At 55.7% G+C, this 18,858-nt stretch carries 17 protein-coding genes; 2 read left to right on the top strand and 15 right to left on the bottom strand.

All coding sequences use genetic code 11. The features are described from left to right. Nucleotides 1–166: 166 nt before the first annotated feature. The 4 genes from ftsB to KOE80_RS12250 form a co-directional block, all read right to left on the bottom strand. Complete coding sequence (ftsB, locus tag KOE80_RS12265) at nucleotides 167–472, bottom strand: cell division protein FtsB (RefSeq protein ID WP_009456508.1); 306 nt, start codon at nucleotides 470–472, stop codon at nucleotides 167–169. 45 nt (nucleotides 473–517) lie between these two features. Then, entirely contained in the window at nucleotides 518–1,804 is a 1,287-nt protein-coding gene (eno, locus tag KOE80_RS12260; protein ID WP_009456510.1) for a phosphopyruvate hydratase, read from the bottom strand. 354 nt (nucleotides 1,805–2,158) lie between these two features. Next, on the bottom strand, nucleotides 2,159–2,605 hold the full coding sequence (locus KOE80_RS12255) for a MarR family winged helix-turn-helix transcriptional regulator (protein ID WP_052159446.1): 447 nt from the start codon (nucleotides 2,603–2,605) through the stop codon (nucleotides 2,159–2,161). A gap of 2 nt (nucleotides 2,606–2,607) precedes the next feature. Then, nucleotides 2,608–4,176 (bottom strand): MFS transporter, encoded by a 1,569-nt coding sequence (locus KOE80_RS12250; RefSeq protein ID WP_035272762.1) that lies wholly within the window; start codon nucleotides 4,174–4,176, stop codon nucleotides 2,608–2,610. Nucleotides 4,177–4,339: 163 nt separating this feature from the next. Between KOE80_RS12250 and KOE80_RS12245 the strand changes: the two genes are divergently transcribed. Further along, nucleotides 4,340–5,065, top strand: coding sequence for an SDR family NAD(P)-dependent oxidoreductase (locus tag KOE80_RS12245; RefSeq protein WP_035272535.1), 726 nt, complete (start codon nucleotides 4,340–4,342; stop codon nucleotides 5,063–5,065). A gap of 125 nt (nucleotides 5,066–5,190) precedes the next feature. Here KOE80_RS12245 and KOE80_RS12240 read toward each other — a convergent pair whose 3' ends face one another. The 8 genes from KOE80_RS12240 to KOE80_RS12205 all read right to left on the bottom strand — a co-directional run bounded on the left by KOE80_RS12240 (nucleotide 5,191) and on the right by KOE80_RS12205 (nucleotide 12,474). Beyond that, the gene (locus KOE80_RS12240) at nucleotides 5,191–5,475 is read right to left on the bottom strand and encodes a DUF1330 domain-containing protein (protein WP_009456520.1); all 285 of its coding nucleotides are present in this window, start codon (nucleotides 5,473–5,475) and stop codon (nucleotides 5,191–5,193) included. 18 nt (nucleotides 5,476–5,493) lie between these two features. Further along, a complete protein-coding gene (kdsA, locus tag KOE80_RS12235) occupies nucleotides 5,494–6,345 on the bottom strand; it encodes a 3-deoxy-8-phosphooctulonate synthase (RefSeq protein ID WP_009456521.1) in 852 nt (283 codons plus the stop codon). A 76-nt stretch (nucleotides 6,346–6,421) separates the two neighbouring features. Further along, on the bottom strand, nucleotides 6,422–6,802 hold the full coding sequence (locus tag KOE80_RS12230; protein WP_009456523.1) for a VOC family protein: 381 nt from the start codon (nucleotides 6,800–6,802) through the stop codon (nucleotides 6,422–6,424). Between the two features lie 88 nt (nucleotides 6,803–6,890). Continuing rightward, on the bottom strand, nucleotides 6,891–8,537 hold the full coding sequence (locus KOE80_RS12225; protein ID WP_226349223.1) for a CTP synthase: 1,647 nt from the start codon (nucleotides 8,535–8,537) through the stop codon (nucleotides 6,891–6,893). A gap of 148 nt (nucleotides 8,538–8,685) precedes the next feature. Continuing rightward, nucleotides 8,686–10,464 carry an aminopeptidase P family protein gene (locus KOE80_RS12220; protein WP_115633909.1) on the bottom strand — a complete coding sequence of 593 codons (1,779 nt, stop codon included), beginning with the start codon at nucleotides 10,462–10,464 and terminating at the stop codon, nucleotides 8,686–8,688. A gap of 93 nt (nucleotides 10,465–10,557) precedes the next feature. Then, nucleotides 10,558–11,211, bottom strand: a complete 654-nt coding sequence (locus KOE80_RS12215) for a CoA transferase subunit B (protein WP_009456529.1) — start codon at nucleotides 11,209–11,211, stop codon at nucleotides 10,558–10,560. Nucleotides 11,212–11,230: 19 nt separating this feature from the next. Then, a complete protein-coding gene (locus KOE80_RS12210) occupies nucleotides 11,231–11,929 on the bottom strand; it encodes a CoA transferase subunit A (protein ID WP_009456533.1) in 699 nt (232 codons plus the stop codon). A gap of 122 nt (nucleotides 11,930–12,051) precedes the next feature. Further along, entirely contained in the window at nucleotides 12,052–12,474 is a 423-nt protein-coding gene (locus KOE80_RS12205) for an acyl-CoA thioesterase (RefSeq protein ID WP_009456536.1), read from the bottom strand. A 182-nt stretch (nucleotides 12,475–12,656) separates the two neighbouring features. Here KOE80_RS12205 and KOE80_RS12200 point away from each other — a divergent pair, with 182 nt between their 5' ends. Continuing rightward, on the top strand, nucleotides 12,657–14,303 hold the full coding sequence (locus tag KOE80_RS12200) for an electron transfer flavoprotein-ubiquinone oxidoreductase (protein WP_035272529.1): 1,647 nt from the start codon (nucleotides 12,657–12,659) through the stop codon (nucleotides 14,301–14,303). An 84-nt stretch (nucleotides 14,304–14,387) separates the two neighbouring features. On the opposite strand, the gene KOE80_RS12195 is transcribed toward KOE80_RS12200, so the two are convergent. From KOE80_RS12195 to KOE80_RS12185, 3 genes are all read right to left on the bottom strand, one after another. Continuing rightward, nucleotides 14,388–15,275: a DMT family transporter gene (locus KOE80_RS12195; protein ID WP_031232600.1), complete on the bottom strand. Its 888-nt coding sequence runs from the start codon at nucleotides 15,273–15,275 to the stop codon at nucleotides 14,388–14,390. A 164-nt stretch (nucleotides 15,276–15,439) separates the two neighbouring features. Beyond that, complete coding sequence (acs, locus tag KOE80_RS12190; RefSeq protein ID WP_026483085.1) at nucleotides 15,440–17,425, bottom strand: acetate--CoA ligase; 1,986 nt, start codon at nucleotides 17,423–17,425, stop codon at nucleotides 15,440–15,442. Between the two features lie 97 nt (nucleotides 17,426–17,522). Next, nucleotides 17,523–18,827: an MFS transporter gene (locus KOE80_RS12185; protein WP_026483086.1), complete on the bottom strand. Its 1,305-nt coding sequence runs from the start codon at nucleotides 18,825–18,827 to the stop codon at nucleotides 17,523–17,525. Nucleotides 18,828–18,858: the final 31 nt, after the last annotated feature.

The raw sequence follows: 18,858 nt of genomic DNA, 5'->3' as shown, positions 1-18,858 counted from the left end.
GCATAGGACGCGATCAACGCATTCCTGACCCAAGCGGGAAACAGACGTACAGTCGCCGCAATAAGCAGTTGTGGCCGTAGTCGGGACAGCAATAAGGGAACAAAGAAGAATTATCAGAAATGAACTGGCTGATCAGCCGTTCCAGCAGCGCCTTGCGCGCTACTTCTTAACGTGGGCTGCTTGTCGTGGCAGCCGAACCACCGGGAGGCACGATTTGCACAAAGATCTCGCCTTCACGCATCATGCCAAACTCGCTACGGGCGCGCTCTTCGACTGCATGGGTACCCGAGCGTAAATCCTGAACCTCGGCCAGCAAGGCGTTATTACGCGCCGTCAGGGCTTCATTGGTTTCTTTTTGCGCAACCAGCCTGGTCTGCATTTGCCGTACATCCAGCCAACCGCCTTTGCCCCACCATAAAGCGTAATGGGTTACCAGGGTCAGGCACAGCAGAAGCAGGACGATAAGGCGCATGGCGATATAAGAACCGGGTCTTCCGACCCGGTTCATCAAACAGAATTAGCGCAGATTATAGAACGCTTCGCGACCTGGGAAGGTAGCAACTTCTGCCAATTCTTCTTCAATACGCAACAACTGGTTGTACTTGGACATGCGATCGGAACGGGACAGGGAGCCTGTTTTGATCTGCATGGCATTCGTAGCCACAGCGATATCCGCAATCGTGGAGTCTTCGGTTTCACCCGAGCGGTGCGAAATCACGGCGGTGTAACCAGCGCGCTTGGCCATTTCGATGGCAGCAAAGGTTTCGGTCAGGGTGCCGATCTGGTTGATCTTGATCAGGATGGAGTTACCGATACCCAGCTCAATCCCTTTCTTCAGGATCTTGGTGTTGGTCACAAACAAATCGTCACCAACCAACTGGATCTTGTCACCCAGTTGCTGGCTCAGAATGCGCCAGCCGTCCCAATCGTCTTCGGCCATGCCGTCTTCGATGGAGATGATGGGGTACTTGTCGCACCAGTTGGCCAACAGATTGGCAAAGTCTTGCGAGCTCAGGGACACGCCGCCTTCGCCAGCCAGGTGGTATTTGCCGTCGCGGTAGAACTCGGAAGCGGCGCAGTCCAGGGCCAGAGCGATCTGGGTGCCAGGCTCGTAGCCAGCTTGTTCGATAGCGCGCAGGATCAGTTCGATAGCGGCTTCGTGGTTGGCCACGTTAGGAGCAAAACCACCCTCATCGCCCACAGCGGTGGACATGCCCTGATCGTGGATCAGGCCTTTCAGCGTGTGGAACACTTCTGCACCCATGCGCAGCGATTCGCGGAAGCTCTTCGCGCCCACGGGCATGATCATGAATTCTTGCAGATCCAGGGTGTTGTTGGCGTGTGCGCCACCGTTGATGACGTTCATCATCGGCACGGGCATGGCCATGGCACCACTGCCACCAAAGTAGCGGTACAGGGACAGACCCGAATCATCAGCAGCGGCACGGGCCACAGCCATACTGGCAGCCAGCATGGCGTTAGCGCCCAGGCGGCTCTTGTCTTCGGTGCCGTCCAGCTCGATCAGGGTACGATCGATAAAGGTTTGTTCTTGAGCATCCAAGCCCATCAAGGCTTCGGAGATTTCTGTGTTCAGGTTCTCGACAGCGCGCAAAACACCTTTGCCCAGGTAACGGCTCTTGTCACCATCACGCAGCTCCAACGCTTCGCGAGCGCCAGTGGATGCACCAGATGGAACGGAGGCACGCCCCATAGCGCCCGATTCGAGCAATACATCACACTCCACCGTTGGATTACCACGGGAGTCCAGAATCTCGCGGCCAATAATATCTACGATTGCACTCATGATTTTGACAGTCCTGCCTGAAGTAGCATTAAGCTAGATAAGTTAAACAATCCTGCTGCCGGGCATATCGCCGTAAGCCGATGTGAAAATCAGCTTGAAAAGGCGCCTAGCCTGGAAGTTGAAAAGATCAGCAAGCGCGACAGCTATAGTGCAATCAGCGCCCCCTGCCCTCCTGCTAAAACAGGATTGTACCTGCCCATGACACAGCCGTGCCATGTCTGGTCCCGAAAGCTGGAAAAAAGCCTGGATTCAAGACCCTGCCTTCATCCTGATCGAAACCGGCACGTGTTTATTATCACCAGAAATTCCGAGACTAGGCGGCGTCTCTGTAAATACAAAAAGTACCGATACGTCTCAAAGTAAATCTTTGTCGGCCGCTTTCAACAAGGCGCTTTCCCAGTTGCCCAGCAAGGTGATCAACTGATTCAAATCCTGATCAGAGAAGTCTTGCAGCATGGCTTCCACCAGACGACGACGCCGGGGCAAGGTGGCTTCCACCAGCTCGCGGCCAGCGGGGCTTAGACGCACATTGGTCAGCCGGTTGTCCTGCTCATCCGTGAAACGCTCGACCAGCCCCAGGGACTCGATGCTTTTAAGCTGCCGTGTCACCGCAGCCGGATCAATGCGCAGCAGACGCACCAACTGCTTTTGAGACAGACTGCCCTCTTCCTGGTACAAGGAAATCAGGATACGCCAGCGTGGCAAGGGCATCCCCAACTGCTGATCAAATGCCGCCATCAGGCTGCGATACGTGCGCCCCAGCTGCTGAGCCGCTTGAAGTTGCGGAAATTCATTCATCATGTTCAAGACTGTTCTTGACGATTAAAACGTATCGGTGGCACTTTGCGTACCCAATAAAAACACCAGACTATCAGCAGCAAGGTCACGGCCATCCCCATATTGACGGCATGTGCCAGGGCGTCGCGGGCCAAGCCCAGATACACCTGCCCTTCCTGCCCGGCCTGCTCCAGAAACTGCGTCTGCTGACTCACACTCATCAGAACTTGCGGATCTTGCAGGGAGTTGACCAGGCTTGTGGGCAAAGCCGCCAATTGCGTGCGGATGGCCTCCCCATACTGATAATTGATCAGGGTTCCGACCACAGCAGTACCCAACATGCCACCCACCATGCGCATGGACTGTAGCATGGCCGTGGCAATGCCCAGCATGGAGCGTTCCACAATTTCCTGCGCAAATACCGTCAGATTGGGCATGATGCAACCGACCCCGGTGCCAGCAATAGTGGCATAGATCACAAAATGCCAGTGCGGATCGGTCTTCTTGATGAACACCATACCCAAGCAGGCGATCGTCAACAGCACCAGGCCCAGATACAGCATCAAGGTAGGACGACGCAGGCGTGTAATCGTACGGCCATTAATGATACTGCCCACCGTAATGAACACGACCAAGGGTGTGATCAACAAACCGGCGGTTTGTGGTCGCAGCCCATACCCCCCTTGCAACAACAAGGGCGCATAGAACAAGAGACCAAACAGAATAAAGCCCAAGCCCGCAGACAGAACCAGCAAAGAGAATTGGGCTGGGCTACTGAACAAGACCAGGGGCAGCAAAGGTTCTGCCACCCGTCGCTCCCAGGTCACCAGCAGAACAAAAGCAGCCACACTGCACAGGCCAAGCAAAACCATCAAATAGCTGCCCCCATATTGCGGCAGCAACTCTACCAGCAACTGGATACAGGCCAAACCGACCATCAACAAGAAAGCACCCAAGTAATCCATGCGGACCTGGGTTTGACGAAAATGACGGATCTGCGGCAAATAGCGATAGACAAAATACAGGCTTAACAAACCCACGGGCAGATTCACATAAAACACGGAGCGCCAGCCATAGTGCTCGGTCAGAATTCCGCCCAGAAAGGGCCCTATCCCGTTCGCAATCCCAAAGGAAGCGCTCAGCATGACTTGCCAGCGCAAACGCACACGGGGGTCAGGAAACAGATCAGGCACACAGGCAAATGCGGTCCCCACCAGCATGCCCCCCGCAATCCCTTGCAAGGCACGTGCCAGTACCAGCTGCAACATGCTTTGCGCCATGCCGCAGAGCACGGAAGCCAGGGTAAACAAAACGATGGACACCAGCACAAAGCGGCGGCGTCCATAAAAATCTCCCAGACGGCCAAAGATAGGCACGGTAATCACTGAAGTCAGCAAATACGCCGTTGCCACCCAGGCATACAGTTCAAAACCATGCAGCTCGGAGACAATGGTGGGCAAGGCTGTTCCGACCACGGTCTGATCAATTGCCACCAACATCACCACAAAGCACAGCCCCATCATCGCCAGTATGGATTCTGTGACTGACAAGACCCGCCCCGGCGTCTTTTGTGCTGTTTCCGATACGTTTACCATTTCCATTGACCATGCAATTATTGCCTAGTCAACAATTTTACGAGAGTGATAAAAACCTGACAAGCGCTGTCTGAATCAACCCATATCCCGGCATCCCGGTACACAATAGCGACCATCCGGAAAGCACCGCTTTCCAAGCACATCCTCCCCACAGGAAAACAGTATGAATATCATGATTGTCGGTGCCAGCATGGGGCTGGGACGCGCCTTGATGGACGGCCTGGCCCAAGACGGCAACACGCTTTATGGCGTGGCTCGCCGGACACCCGCGCCATCGGCCAGCCCGCTCAGTCCCGATCCCGGCATCAATCAACACTGGATCAGTGCCGACTTGTCCCAGCCTGACGCCGCCAGCCAATTAGCAGCCGCCTGCCCGCAATCACTGGACGTGCTGATTTATAACCTTGGGATTTGGGAAGACACTGCCTTCAGTGAGGATTACGATTTTCTGTCGCAAAACGATCAGGCCATCCGTCGTCTGGTCGATGTGAATCTGACTGGAGCCTTATTGGCCATACGTCATCTGCTGCCTCATTTACTGCGCAGCAAACAGCCCCGCCTGATTCTGACTGGTTCCACCTCGGGTCTGCGTCAAAGCGGTCGTCCAGAAGTTGCCTTCGGAGCGACAAAATTTGCCTTGAATGGTTTGGCAGACAGTCTGCGTGAAGGCTATAGAGATCAAGGCCTGGCCGTCACTTGCCTGCAACTGGGCTACCTGAATACGGAAGACGGCCTGGATGTGCCACTGCACGCCGCCGCAGAGCGTGACCAGGGCGAGACGATTCCAGTGCATGACGTGCTCACGATTGTGCGTAGCCTGCTGCAACTGTCTCCCGCCAGCTTCATACGTGAGCTGACCCTACCAGCCCTGCGTGATCCGCGTTTCTAAACAGCCACACAACTCCTTCCTGCCATCGTGCTCAAGAAGGTCGGACTGTGTCCCTGCAAGCATGAAAAAAGGGAGTGTTTTCACACTCCCTTTTTCCTGCCTGACTACATGGCGTAGTCCGCTTCTTACAGACCCTGCACCACGTACATCGTCATGTTGGCAGCACCCTCACGTGCTTGACGAGCACGGCGGTATTCCTCGGAATCGTGGAACGCCTGGGCCTGTTCCAGTGTGTCGAACTCCATAACCACGGTACGCAAAGGCGCATTGCCTTCCAGGGTGACCGTTTCACCGCCACGTACCAACACTTTCACGTTGTGGGTTTTCATGGCAATGCTGGAAAACTCCTGGTACTGCTTGTACTGCTCGGGGTTGGTTACTTCGACATTAGCAATCAAAAATGCGGACATAGTGTCTCCAAACTACTTTTAATAGCCGTGCTGTAAGGCACCGCTGTTTTTAACAATCGAATCGATCTGCTGCAATGTCCGCAGCAAGTCTGCCATCTGCGACAGAGGGACAGCATTCGGGCCGTCAGACAAGGCCTTGTCCGGGTTAGGGTGAGTTTCCATGAACACGCCCGACACACCCGCTGCGACAGCAGCACGCGCCAGGACGGGCACAAACTCACGCTGACCACCCGATGTCGTGCCCTGCCCGCCCGGCAACTGTACCGAGTGCGTGGCATCAAACACGACCGGGCAATCCGTGGCGCGCATGATCGCCAGGGACCGCATATCGGACACCAGGTTGTTGTAGCCAAAGGAAGCACCACGCTCACAGACCATGATGGTGGAGCCATCTCCGCCCATTTCCATCGCTGCCGCACGTGCTTTTGCCACCACCTGCACCATATCCTGAGGAGCCAGGAACTGGCCCTTCTTGATATTCACAGGTTTCAGGGTAGCAGCGCAGGCCTGAATAAAGTCGGTCTGACGGCACAGGAAAGCCGGGGTTTGCAGCACATCCACGACGGCCGCCACATCATCGACCTGGTCCTTGTCGTGCACATCGGTCAGGACCGGCACTTTGTAGTGCGAGCGCACATCCGCCAGAATCTGCAGACCTTCGGCCATGCCGGGGCCACGATAAGACTTGTCCGAACTCCGGTTGGCCTTGTCAAACGAGCTTTTGTAGATAAAGGGGATACCCAGAGCCGAGGTAATCTCGGCAAGCTGGCCCGCTGTATCAAACGCCATTTGACGCGATTCAATCACACAAGGGCCAGCGATCAGAAAAAAGGGCCGATCCAGGCCAACGTCGTAACCGCATAAATCCATAATAGACCTCGTTTCAGTATTTCTGCATTCTCCCACATTCCTGACGGCGCTGCTGCACCGCAGTGCAGCAAGCCTGTCAGCCCAATCGTTCGGAGATTTCGATCAGGTTCAAGTCCGGGTCGCGCACATAGACTGAGCGAATCGGGCCGGTAGCTCCTGTACGCTGCACCGGCCCTTCAATAATGGGCCAAGCTTGTGACTGCAGATGCGCGATCACCTGCTCCAGCGGAATGCTGGCAATAAAGCACAGGTCCAGCGCCCCGGGCACCGGCAAATGCGCCTTGGGCTCGAACTCCTGCCCACGCACATGCAAATTGATCTTTTGCGAGCCAAAGCTGAAGGCAATGCGTCCTTGCCCAAAGACTTCCTGCTTCATGCCCAACACTTGTGTATAGAAATGGGTCGTGGCTTGCGGGTCGGTACAGGTCAGCACCAAATGATCCAGCTGTTCGATCATGATTACTCCCAGGAAAGCGGGCAACACACTCTGTCGCCCCGAATGAAAAAGCCCGCGTAGCGCGGGCCTTTTCAGTCATACCAAATTATCAGGCTGATTTTTTCTGGTGGTCCAGAGCAGCTTTGATATAGCTGGTAAACAGCGGATGGCCATCACGCGGAGTGGAAGTGAATTCCGGATGGAATTGCACGCCCATGAACCAGGGATGATCAGGCAGTTCCATGATTTCTGGCAGGCTCTCGGTAGGAGTACGAGCGGAAATCACCATGCCCACTTCTTCCAGACGTGGCACATATAAGGTATTCACTTCGAAACGGTGGCGGTGACGTTCATTTACTTCCGGACCGTAAATGGCTTCAGCACGCGAACCTGGCTTCACTGGGCAACGCTGTGCGCCCTTGCGCATGGTGCCGCCCAAATCGGAGGAACCATCACGGTGCTCAATCTTGCCTTCGCGGTCTGCCCATTCGGTAATCAAGGCCACAACCGGGTGCACGGCCGATGGATCGAATTCAGTCGAGTTCGCGCCCACCAGATTGCCCACATTGCGAGCAAATTCAACCACCGCCAATTGCATGCCCAGGCAGATACCCAGGAATGGCACGCCGTTTTCACGAGCGTATTGAATGGCGCGAATCTTGCCTTCGGTACCGCGTTTGCCAAAGCCGCCTGGCACCAGAATGGCGTCCAGACCTTTCAGGCAATCGGTGCCTTCGTTCTCGATGACTTCGGAATCCAGGTACTCGATATTGATACGGGTACGGGTGTGAATACCGGCGTGAACCAGTGCTTCGCTGAGCGACTTGTAGGATTCGGTCAGGTCTACGTACTTGCCGACCATACCGATACGCACTTCGTGCTCCGGATTTTCCAGGGCTTGTACCAGACGATCCCACATGGACAGATCAGCCGGTGGAGGCGACAGCGCCAATGCATCGCACACCAGGCTGTCCAGGCCTTGCTTGTGCAGCATGGCTGGAATCTTGTAGATGGAATCCGCATCCCACACCGAAATCACGGCGTCCATGGGCACGTTGGAGAACAGCGAAATCTTGGCCAGTTCGTCGTCAGGAATGACGCGATCCGCACGGCACAGCAAAGCGTGTGGGTGAATACCGATTTCACGCAGCTTTTGCACCGAGTGCTGGGTAGGTTTGGTTTTCAGCTCACCTGCCGATGCAATGAAAGGCACCAGCGTCAGGTGAACAAAAGCGGTGTTGTTGCGGCCCAGACGCAGATTCATCTGGCGGGCAGCTTCCAGGAAAGGTTGGGATTCGATATCACCCACTGTGCCGCCGATCTCGACGATGGCAACATCGGCCTCACCATTGTAGGCAGCCTTGGCGCCACGAATGATGAAATCCTGGATTTCGTTGGTGATGTGCGGGATAACCTGCACGGTCTTGCCCAGATAGTCCCCGCGACGCTCTTTGCGCAGCACGGATTCGTAAATCTGGCCCGTGGTGAAGTTGTTGACCTTGCGCATGCGAGCGGAAATAAAGCGCTCGTAGTGGCCCAGGTCCAGGTCGGTTTCCGCACCATCCTCAGTAACAAACACTTCACCGTGCTGGAAGGGGCTCATGGTGCCCGGATCTACGTTGATGTAGGGATCCAGCTTGAGCATAGTCACGCGCAAACCGCGGGACTCCAGGATGGCAGCCAGGGATGCAGCCGCAATACCTTTGCCCAGGGAGGACACAACGCCTCCCGTTACGAATACATATTTGGTGGTCATTATAAAAGGCGCCTGAGGTCAAATCAGGCGATAGCGGGAAATTTGGATTATAACGGCAAGCGCCCATGCTTGGCGACCCGACTAGTGGCATTTCACAGCGGAAATACCACTAGCCCTTGCAGCTATTGACAAGAGCAGAGGGTGGCGATCAGATCGCCTGCGTCCTTTGCTCAAGCCACTTGCGTGCATCCCCCTGAACACGAGGCAAGAGACGTTCACGCACTTGCTGATGATATTCATTGAGCCAGTTACGCTCGGCAGCCGTCAGTAGTGCGGCGTCTATACAACGCGTATCAATGGGGCACAGGGTCAGAGTTTCAAAACGCAGGAACTGCCCGTACTCGCTGCGCATGGCCGGAACCGCCGCCACCAGATTCTCGATGCGAATGCCCCATTGGCCGGGACGGTACAAGCCAGGCTCGTTGGAGGTAATCATGCCGGCACGCATGGCGGAATGAGGTCCGATACGACCGCGCCAGGAAATGGACTGCGGGCCTTCATGCACATTCATGAAGTAACCCACGCCATGGCCAGTGCCATGACCGAAGTCCAGGCCCTGCTCCCACAAAGGCTGACGGGCCAGTACATCAATTTGCTGACCGGCAATGCCTTCCGGGAACACCAGCATGGACAAGGACACCATGCCTTTGAGCACCAGCGTGAAGTCACGAATCTGCTCGGCAGACACCTGGCCTACCGGCACCACACGGGTAATGTCGGTGGTCCCGCCCTGATACTGCCCACCTGAGTCGATCAGCAATAAGCCATTGCCCTCAATACGGGCATGGGACTGCTGGGTAGCCTGATAATGCGGCATGGCACCATTGGCGTTATAGGCGGCAATCGTGCCAAAGCTGGGGCTGACAAAACCTTCCTGACGAGCACGGGCGGCGCAGATATGTTCATCCACATCCAGCTCATTGACATCGCTTTGCTGTTCAAACCAGGCAAAGAACTCGCACAAGGCAGCGCCGTCTTTCTCCATGGTTTCGCGCACATGATCCAGCTCGGCATCGGTCTTGCAGGACTTGAGCAATTGAGCCGGGTTGATGTATTCGACCACATTCAGATGCGCTGCCAGCTGGGCAGCCCAGGCCGTGGTCCGAGCCATATCCAGCAAGATGGGCATGGATGCCGGCAAGGCGCGCATGAAGGAGGACAGTTCGGTATAGCCTTGAACTTGCACGCCATCCGCAGCCAGCGCCTCCTGTATGCCTGCTGACAGCTTGTTGCTATCCACAAACAGAAACGCCTGATCCGGGCCTATCAGCAGGTACGACAGGAACACCGGGTTATAGGACACATCGCTGCCGCGTAAATTCAAGGTCCAGGCAATATCATCGAGCGCACTCAGCAAATGCCAATGTGCCCCCTGCTCCTGCATGGCCGCCCGCGTGCTGCTCAAGTTTTCCTGACGAGTGCGGCAGGCAAACGGGGGGAAATGCTCCACCACCTGACCAACAGGTGCAGCAGGTCGCTCCGTCCAGATCGGGCTGAGCAAGTCGGCCTCCAGCACCCACTCCAGCTCCGGCGTAGCCTTTTGCCAGGCCAGCAGACTTTGTGCCGACACCGACTGGCTATCCAGCGCGACTCGCGACTGGGCAGGTAAATGTTCCGCCAGCCAGTTGGCAGGCTCGGGCACACCCGCCTCCCCTGCGCGCTGCAATTGAATGCCGCTGCCTTCCAGTTCCTTGGCCGCCTGTTCCCAATAACGGCTATCGGTCCACAGACCGGCCCAATCCGCTGTCACCACCAGCAAGCCCGCCGAGCCAACAAAGCCACTGAGCCACTGACGGCTTTTCCAGCGATCAGGCAGGTATTCAGACAGATGAGGGTCAGATGTAGGCCAGATACTTGCCTGCACGGACTGAAATTGCATTTGTTCGCGCAGCGCCTGCAAGCGTGCGGCAACGGGGGGATGGGCCATGCCAACTTCCTTTACATAAACAGCGTTCACGCACCGATCAAGCATAAAAAAAGCTCCGACTCGCGCCGAAGCTTTTTTAGCCAGAGAGACCGATCAGGCCAAAGCACTGACGTCCAGCGGGACGCCTGTCTTGGACTGAATGTACTCAAGGCTGACTTCTGGTGCCAACTCAAGCAACTTTAAACCATTTTCCGTCACTTCCATCACCCCCAGATCGGTAATGATGAGGTCAACTACCCCCACGCCCGTCAGGGGCAAGGTGCAAGAAGGCAGAATTTTCAGGTCTTCTGTGCCGTCTTTCTTGGTGGCCACGTGTTCCATCAGAACCACGACACGGCCAACGCCAGCGACCAGGTCCATGGCACCACCCATACCCTTGATCATCTTGCCGGGAATCATCCAGTTGGCCAGATCACCCTTTTCCGACACCTGCATGGCACCCAGAATCGCGATATTGATCTTGCCGCCACGAATCATGGCAAACGAGTCTGCCGAGGAAAAGATGGACGAACCGGGCAAGGTGGTGATGGTTTGCTTGCCGGCGTTGATCAGGTCAGCGTCAATCTTGTCTTCGGTCGGAAAGGGGCCGATACCCAGCAAACCGTTTTCCGACTGCAGCCAGACCTCAATGCCTTCGGGCACGTGGTTGGCAACCAGCGTAGGCAAACCGATACCCAGGTTGACGTAAAAGCCGTCCTGAAGCTCCAGAGCGGCGCGTGCCGCCATTTGATCTCTATTCCAAGCCATTATTATCTTGCCTCGCTAATCAGGAAGAACGAACGGTACGCTGTTCAATGCGCTTTTCGGGCTGGGCATTGAGCACGATACGGTGCACGTAAATGCCGGGCAAATGCACATCATCCGGGTCCAGGCTGCCGGTCTCGACAATTTCCTCGACCTCGACAATGGTGATTTTTCCAGCCATGGCCACGTTCGGGTTGAAGTTGCGCGCGGTCTTGCGAAACACCAGGTTGCCGCTGCGGTCGGCCTTGTAAGCTTTAACCAGCGATACATCGGGCACCAGGGCCTCTTCCATCACGTATTGCTGACCATTGAACTCGCGGATTTCCTTACCGTCAGCCACGATAGTACCCACACCCGTTGCGGTAAAGAACGCAGGGATGCCTGCGCCACCGGCACGCAGCTTTTCAGCCAGTGTGCCCTGAGGAGTGAACTCCAGTTCCAGCTCGCCCGCCAGATACTGGCGCTCGAACTCCTTGTTTTCGCCCACATAGGAGGAAATCATCTTGCGGATCTGGCGTGTTTCCAGCAACTGACCCAGACCAAAGCCATCCACCCCGGCATTATTGCTAATGCAGGTCAGGTTTTTGACTCCGCTATCGCGCAGCGCAGCAATCAGCGCTTCGGGAATTCCGCACAGGCCGAATCCACCTACAGCGACTGTCTGTCCGTCGGCAACGACCCCCTGCAACGCCTCCTTGGCGCTTGGATAGACTTTATTCAATTGACTCTCCAATAACTCTTTAATTGGCCTAAACAGCAAACTTTGTCCAATAATGCCGCTATGCACCATACAGTGCTATCAGGCATTCTACGACTTGACTATGCTTTCCGTATACGTAAAGCTTAACCCTGAAAAACCGAGTGTATCTGTTTACGCTCATCTTCGGTCCAAGGTTGTGAGCCGCCTTGGGGGTTAATGGACACTAGCACACAGCGGCCACGTGCATAAATGACATCAGCTTGATTTGCGTCACATACAAAGACTTCCAACTCAATGCTGCTGCCACCGACTTTCAGCAATTTGTGCACAATCCGCACAGTGGCCGGATACAGGACCGAACGCAGGAAATCCAGGCTGGCGTGCGCCAGCACCCCGGTACGTGGAGAAGGTGGCACCATGCCCAGCTTCATCATTAACTGGACACGGGCTTCCTCGATGTAGCGAAAGTAGACCGTATTGTTAACATGATTCATGGCATCCAGATCGCCCCAGCGCACGGCAATATCAAAAGTGGCTCCTGCACCAGAATCTACTACTTGTGTCATTACATGCTCTCCTTACTGATATTTACTGATGAAGCCGGAAGCCAAGGGGCACTGCCTCTGGCCTCTGAACTCAAAACGGGATTGCTCAGACTACAATACAATCGACCGTACGCACAGTACACGAATTTCACCCGCCAACAATCAAGAACAAAGCGCTAAGCCGTAATAGGAGATCAGCAGCAATGTCTGAACGTGAATCGATGGAATATGACGTTATTATCGTCGGCGCTGGCCCTGCAGGCCTGGCCACCGCGATACGTCTTAAACAGCTCGCCCAAGAAAAAGAACAAGAAATCAGCGTCTGTGTCCTGGAAAAAGGCGCTGAAGTGGGTGCCCATATCCTGTCAGGCGCTGTCATGGACACGCGCGCCCTGGACGAGCTGCTGCCAGACTGGAAAGCGCAAGGCGCTCCTATTTCGGTAGAAGTGACTGAAGACAAATTCCTTTTCCTGACCGAAAAAGGCGCACGCAGCACCCCGATGTGGTTGCTGCCTGACTGTTTTAAAAACCATGGCAATTACATTGTTCGCCTGGGCAATGTCGTGCAATGGATGGGTGAACAGGCCGAGGCCCTGGGCGTGGATATTTTCCCCGGCTTTGCCGCTGCCCACATTCTGTATGACGACAACGGCGCGGTCCGTGGCGTCCTGACGGGCGATATGGGTGTAGCCCGTGACGGCACGCACACCGCCCACTATCAACCCGGCATGGAACTGCTGGCGTCCTACACCATTTTTGCCGAAGGTTCGCGTGGCCACCTGGGCCGTGAGCTGACCGAGCGTTTCAAGCTGGACGAGTCCCGCAATGCCCAAAGCTACGGCATTGGCATTAAAGAATTGTGGGAAGTAGACCCCTCCCAATCGCAGCCCGGCCTGGTGATCCACACCGCTGGCTGGCCACTGGATTCGGACACCTACGGCGGCTCTTTCCTGTACCACCTGGATAACAATCTGGTCATGGTCGGGATGGTAGTCGGTCTGGATTACGCCAACCCCTGGCTGTCTCCCTTTGAAGAATTTCAGCGCTACAAAACCCACCCTGCCCTGCGCGCCACGTTTGAAGGTGGCAAGCGCATTGCTTACGGGGCTCGCTCCCTGACCGCCGGTGGTTTGCTGGCATTACCCAAGCTCAGCTTCCCCGGTGGTGCTTTGGTCGGTTGTGATGCCGGTTTCCTGAATGCTTCGCGCATCAAGGGTAGCCACGCTGCGATCAAATCCGGCTCCCTGGCCGCTGAAGCCGCTTTTGAAGCCTTGCAAGCCGGACGCAAGCAAGACGAGCTGTCACAATTTGCCGAAAAGTTCAAACAGTCCTGGCTGCATGAGGAGCTGAACAAGGCCCGCAACTTCAAGCAATGGTTCAAGAAAGGCCGCTCGATTGCGTCCGTCATGACCTTTGTGGAGCAAGGCCTGTTCAAAGGAAAAATGCCTTGGACACTGCGCAACAACAAGCCTGACCACGCCTGTTTGCAGCCTGCAGCCGAATGCGCGCGTATCGACTACCCCAAGCCAGATGGCAAGATCACCTTCGATCGTCTCAGCTCCGTGTTTATTTCAAACACCAACCACGAAGAAGACGAACCTGTCCACCTGACGCTGAAAGATCCGTCCGTTCCTGTGGCGGTGAACCTGGCTCGTTACGGTGGCCCCGAAGCCCGTTTCTGTCCGGCTGGCGTATACGAGTTCATTAAGACTGAAACCGGCGACGACAAGCTGCAGATCAATGCACAGAACTGCGTGCACTGCAAAACCTGTGACATCAAGGACCCCACCCAGAATATCGTCTGGGTTCCCCCGCAAGGCGGCGAAGGTCCGGTGTACAACGGCATGTAAAAACAAATCTGGCCTTGGTGTCACCGCCAAGGCCAGAAGTATTAATGTCGAAAAAGCCACCCCTCAGGGTGGCTTTTTTTTGCTCTATGACTTGCGAGACCGGCTGGGCCAGTTCACTACGAACAGCCCCAATAGAATCAGGCCTGTCCCCATTAACTCCAGTTGAGTTGGCCATTCGTCCAACAACAGCCAGGCCAGCAAAACAGTCAGTGCAGGCACGCCCAGACTGGACATCCCCGCCAAGGTCGCACTGACACGACTGACTACCGCCATCCACAGCAGCCAACCTACCCCAGTTGCAATCACGCCCAGGTACAGAACGCCACTGAACATCTGCCATTCCATCACGATAGGACGCTGGGAAATCAGGAAGCTCAAGGGCAGAACAATCACAATCCCCAGAAGACACTGCCAGACTGTGGCATTGAGCAGCTCCACTCGATGACGCTCAAATAGCTGTTTGGAGAAAACCGCCCCCAAGGCCCAGCTCACGCCACTCAATGTCGCCAGAACCGAACCAAGTATGCCGCCCATTCCTTCCCAGGGCGCAATCAGAAGCATCAAGCCCAAAATCGCGGGCACCATACCCATTACGTGACGTTTCTGAGGTCGTTGTCCCAACATGGGCCAGGACAACAGCAGAATCCAGATTGGCATGGTGTAGGCCAGGGCCACCATCTTGCCTGCCCCACCGGCTTGCAAGGAAAACTGGCTAAGCAGTTGAAAGCCGGTAGTCTGGAAAATGGCAACACCCAGGCTCAGCTTCCATGGCGTAGGCCGTAAATGCCCGCCTTTAAGACGCAGCACCAGCCATAAAAAAACAAATGCCACCGCATAGCGTGCTGCAATCAGATCCACTGGCCCGATGTAGACAGTCATCGCCTTCATCACGACCCAGCTCATGCCCCAGGTCAGTACCACCAAGCCCATCAGCGCCAAAGCGCCCCTGTCTGCCTGCTGTTCCCCGCTCAAACCTTTCCCCTTTTCTTTGAATTCATGGACCGATGTTTTGGCCACGGACTCAATGCTAGGCTAATTCCACACTGCGCAGGTTTTCAGTAACAAAATAATCAGGAGAAATAAAAAAACCCTGGCTCTGCAAAGAAACCAGGGTCAAACAGGAACTACCAAAAAAATTAGTGTGCTTCGGACAACTGATCCAGAATGGCCGGATTCTCCAGCGTGGATACGTCTTGGGTGATCGGCTCGTTATTGGCAACAAAGCGCAGCAAACGACGCATGATCTTGCCCGAACGTGTCTTGGGCAGGTTTTCACCAAAGCGGATCTCACGAGGCTTGGCGATAGGACCGATTTCCTTGCCTACCCAATTGCGCAGCTCAGTGGCAACCTTGTCGGCCTCTTCGCCGGAAGGCAGATCGCCATTTAGCACCACAAAGGCCACAATGGCTTCACCTGTCGTTGGGTCAGGCTTGCCCACAACAGCGGCTTCAGCGACCAGCGGGTGTGCCACCAGAGCAGACTCCACTTCCATCGTGCCCAAGCGGTGACCCGAAACGTTCAGCACGTCGTCGATACGGCCCATGACCCAGAAGTAACCGTCAGTATCACGCTGTGCGCCGTCACCGGCCAGGTAATAGCCTTTCAGCTCGGGGGGAAAGTAGCTTTTCACGAAACGGTCTGGATCGCCCCAAATGGTGCGGATCATATTGGGCCAAGGCTTGCGAATGACCAGGAAGCCGCCATTGCCGCGTTCCGCTTCTTCACCCACCTCGTCCACAATGGCAACGTCCATGCCGGGGAACGGCAGGCCGCAGGAACCGGGTTTCAGAGGAGTGGCACCAGGCAAGGGAGTAATGACGTGACCGCCGGTCTCCGTTTGCCACCAGGTATCCACAATGGGGCAACGCTCGCGGCCCACATTCTTGAAATACCACATCCAGGCTTCGGGGTTGATGGGTTCACCCACCGAACCGATGATGCGCAGGGTGTCCAGATTGTATTGCTTGGGGTGAATGGCCTCGTCCGCTTCGGCTGCCTTGGTCAAGGAGCGAATAGCGGTAGGTGCGGTGTAGAACACCGTCACGCCGTGGCGTTCAATCATGTTCCAGAAACGGCCGGCATCCGGGTAGGTAGGCACGCCTTCAAACACAACCTGCGTCACGCCGGCAGCCAGAGGGCCGTAAGTAATGAAGGTGTGGCCTGTTACCCAACCGATATCGGCGGTACACCAGAACACATCGCTGTCCTTGGCATCAAAGGTCCACTGCACGCTCAGCATGGCACCCAGCAGATAACCTGCCGAGGAGTGCTGCACGCCTTTAGGCTTGCCCGTAGAGCCGGAGGTGTACAGAACAAACAGAGGGTGCTCTGCATTCACGGACACGGCTGGGCACTCGCTACCTTGACCTTTGACAGCATCTTCCCACCAAAGATCGCGACCTTCATGCCAGGCAACGGGACCGCCCGTGCGCTTGTACACAATGACGTGACGCACGGCTTCGCAGTCACCGCCGCTCAGGGCTTCGTCAACTGCATTTTTCAGGGGGATGGCACGGCCACCACGACGCTGTTCGTCAGCGGTAATGACCAGGGAGGCACCCACGTCCACGGCACGTTCGTGCAGGCTCTTGGCCGAGAAACCACCAAACACGACGGAGTGAGTAATACCCAAACGAGCACATGCTTGCATGGCCACAATGGCCTGCACCGACATGGGCATGTAGATCAGGGCACGTTCGCCCGTCTTGTAACCCAGGGCTTTCAAACCATTGGCAAACTGGCAAACCTGTTCATACAGTTCGCGGAAGGTCACTTTGGTGACTTCACCACCGTCGGCTTCAAAGATCAGTGCAGTTTTGTTTTCAGTGGGGGTGCCAAGGTGCTTGTCCAGACAGTTGGCCGAGACGTTCAGCTCGCCATCATGGAACCACTTGTAAAACGGGGGCTTGCTGTCGTCCAGAACCTGGGTAAAAGGCTTGGTCCAGACCAGACGATCGCGGGCCAACTCCGCCCAGAAACCGGGGTTGTCCTGCTCGGCTTTCTGGCAAAGCTCCTGGTAGGCCGCCATGCCAGCAATGCTTGCTTCGCGTTCCAGTTTGGGGAACACGGGAAAGACTCGGCTTTCCGACAGGACGGATTCAATAGACGTTGGACCGCTCATGGTGTTGGCTCCTTTATTTTCCAGATTTGGTGTTTTTTTTGGGCCACGCATGGGCAGCCCAGCTTAATTTTATATAAACGTAACGCGCCTTACTTACTCAATCCTGACAACTGAGATCGGCTTGATTCTTGGCCAAAATGCCGCGCTGAAAATTCAAACGCGACAGGATCAGCAGGCCCGCCAGAAAGAATAATCCCGTGCAGGCCAGAGCCAAGCGGTGGTTCCCGCCGCTTAGCCAAGTCACCAGACCGTAAGACAGCGGACCACATACTGCGGCCAGTTGAATGGCAAAGGTCCACAAGGCGAAAAACTCAGCCAGACGACTCTTGGGAGCCAGCAGTCCAACCATGGCTCGCCCCGCACTTTGGCTACTCCCTATGCATAGCCCGGCGACGGCTGCCGCCGCCCAGAACCCGGCCAAGGAACGCGTGCTGACAGCAATTCCCACCATGACCAGCCAGGCACACAGCGTCAGTGCCAGAGCACGTCTATGGCCGATGCGATCTTGCACATGTCCAAACAACAAAGCCCCCACAGCGGCCGCAATATTGACGGTAAAGATCAGCGTCATGGTTTGCGCCATGGTGAAACCCATGGCCTCGGTGGCGTACACCGCCGACAAAGTAATAATGACGGCAATTCCGGCTTGATAGGCAGCACCACATAACAACAAGGTGCGGAAATCGGGAAAATGCTGATGCACATCACGCGCCGATGCAATCAGGCGCGACAACATGCCCTGCTGCTCTGCCCCGCTGGGTGCACTGCGCTCGCGCAGAAACAGAAAAGAAGGCAAGGCTGACAAGGCAAACAAGGCAGCCGTAATCAGGGCGATACCGGGCACATACTCTTGGGCCGTCCATCCTTGTGATGTCGCCCAGGTCAGAAAAGCCAGGGAAAGGCCCAAGGCCAACATGCCACCAAAATAACCAAAACCCCAGCCCCAACCGGAGACACGCCCCAAGGCGTCAGGCCGGGCAATTTCCGGCAAGAAAGCGCCGATGATGGACTCGCCTATGCAATAGCAATAATTGGATAAAGCGATGAAAACCAGGGCCCAGACAATGTCATTGGGACCGGCCCAATACAGCATCACGGTTGCCGACACACAGCCTATGGTGCTGCTGAACAAAAGCCGCCTTTTGCCTTGACGTGCATCGGCTTTTGCACCGAGCCCCGGCATGGTCAACATGATGCTCAAATACGAAGCGGACAAGGCCAAGGTCCACGCCAAGGTAGCCCAGCTGCGGCCTTCGGCGACGACACCAACAAAATAGGCACTGTAAACACTGGTCAAAATGACGGTGGTGTAGCCAGAGTTTGCGAAATCATACATAGCCCAAGCCCACAACTCGCGCAGCCGTACTCCTTCGTTTAGGGCTTTCCCTAGGGCTTGTCCCATAAATCGCATCATTCAATCCCTATAAACAGTA

Source organism: Alcaligenes sp. 13f (assembly GCF_020496585.1).
Taxonomy (GTDB): Bacteria; Pseudomonadota; Gammaproteobacteria; order Burkholderiales; family Burkholderiaceae_B; genus Alcaligenes; species Alcaligenes phenolicus.
This window is presented reverse-complemented; position numbering and strand designations above follow the sequence as displayed.

What these genes read in the sequence shown, in the direction of transcription:
- ftsB (WP_009456508.1), bottom strand. Translation starts at nt 472, where the DNA reads ATGCGCCTTATCGTCCTGCTTCTGCTGTGCCTGACCCTGGTAACCCAT.
- eno (WP_009456510.1), bottom strand. Translation starts at nt 1,804, where the DNA reads ATGAGTGCAATCGTAGATATTATTGGCCGCGAGATTCTGGACTCCCGT.
- KOE80_RS12255 (WP_052159446.1), bottom strand. Translation starts at nt 2,605, where the DNA reads ATGATGAATGAATTTCCGCAACTTCAAGCGGCTCAGCAGCTGGGGCGC.
- KOE80_RS12250 (WP_035272762.1), bottom strand. Translation starts at nt 4,176, where the DNA reads ATGGTAAACGTATCGGAAACAGCACAAAAGACGCCGGGGCGGGTCTTG.
- KOE80_RS12245 (WP_035272535.1), top strand. Translation starts at nt 4,340, where the DNA reads ATGAATATCATGATTGTCGGTGCCAGCATGGGGCTGGGACGCGCCTTG.
- KOE80_RS12240 (WP_009456520.1), bottom strand. Translation starts at nt 5,475, where the DNA reads ATGTCCGCATTTTTGATTGCTAATGTCGAAGTAACCAACCCCGAGCAG.
- kdsA (WP_009456521.1), bottom strand. Translation starts at nt 6,345, where the DNA reads ATGGATTTATGCGGTTACGACGTTGGCCTGGATCGGCCCTTTTTTCTG.
- KOE80_RS12230 (WP_009456523.1), bottom strand. Translation starts at nt 6,802, where the DNA reads ATGATCGAACAGCTGGATCATTTGGTGCTGACCTGTACCGACCCGCAA.
- KOE80_RS12225 (WP_226349223.1), bottom strand. Translation starts at nt 8,537, where the DNA reads ATGACCACCAAATATGTATTCGTAACGGGAGGCGTTGTGTCCTCCCTG.
- KOE80_RS12220 (WP_115633909.1), bottom strand. Translation starts at nt 10,464, where the DNA reads ATGGCCCATCCCCCCGTTGCCGCACGCTTGCAGGCGCTGCGCGAACAA.
- KOE80_RS12215 (WP_009456529.1), bottom strand. Translation starts at nt 11,211, where the DNA reads ATGGCTTGGAATAGAGATCAAATGGCGGCACGCGCCGCTCTGGAGCTT.
- KOE80_RS12205 (WP_009456536.1), bottom strand. Translation starts at nt 12,474, where the DNA reads ATGACACAAGTAGTAGATTCTGGTGCAGGAGCCACTTTTGATATTGCC.
- KOE80_RS12200 (WP_035272529.1), top strand. Translation starts at nt 12,657, where the DNA reads ATGTCTGAACGTGAATCGATGGAATATGACGTTATTATCGTCGGCGCT.
- acs (WP_026483085.1), bottom strand. Translation starts at nt 17,425, where the DNA reads ATGAGCGGTCCAACGTCTATTGAATCCGTCCTGTCGGAAAGCCGAGTC.
- KOE80_RS12185 (WP_026483086.1), bottom strand. Translation starts at nt 18,827, where the DNA reads ATGGGACAAGCCCTAGGGAAAGCCCTAAACGAAGGAGTACGGCTGCGC.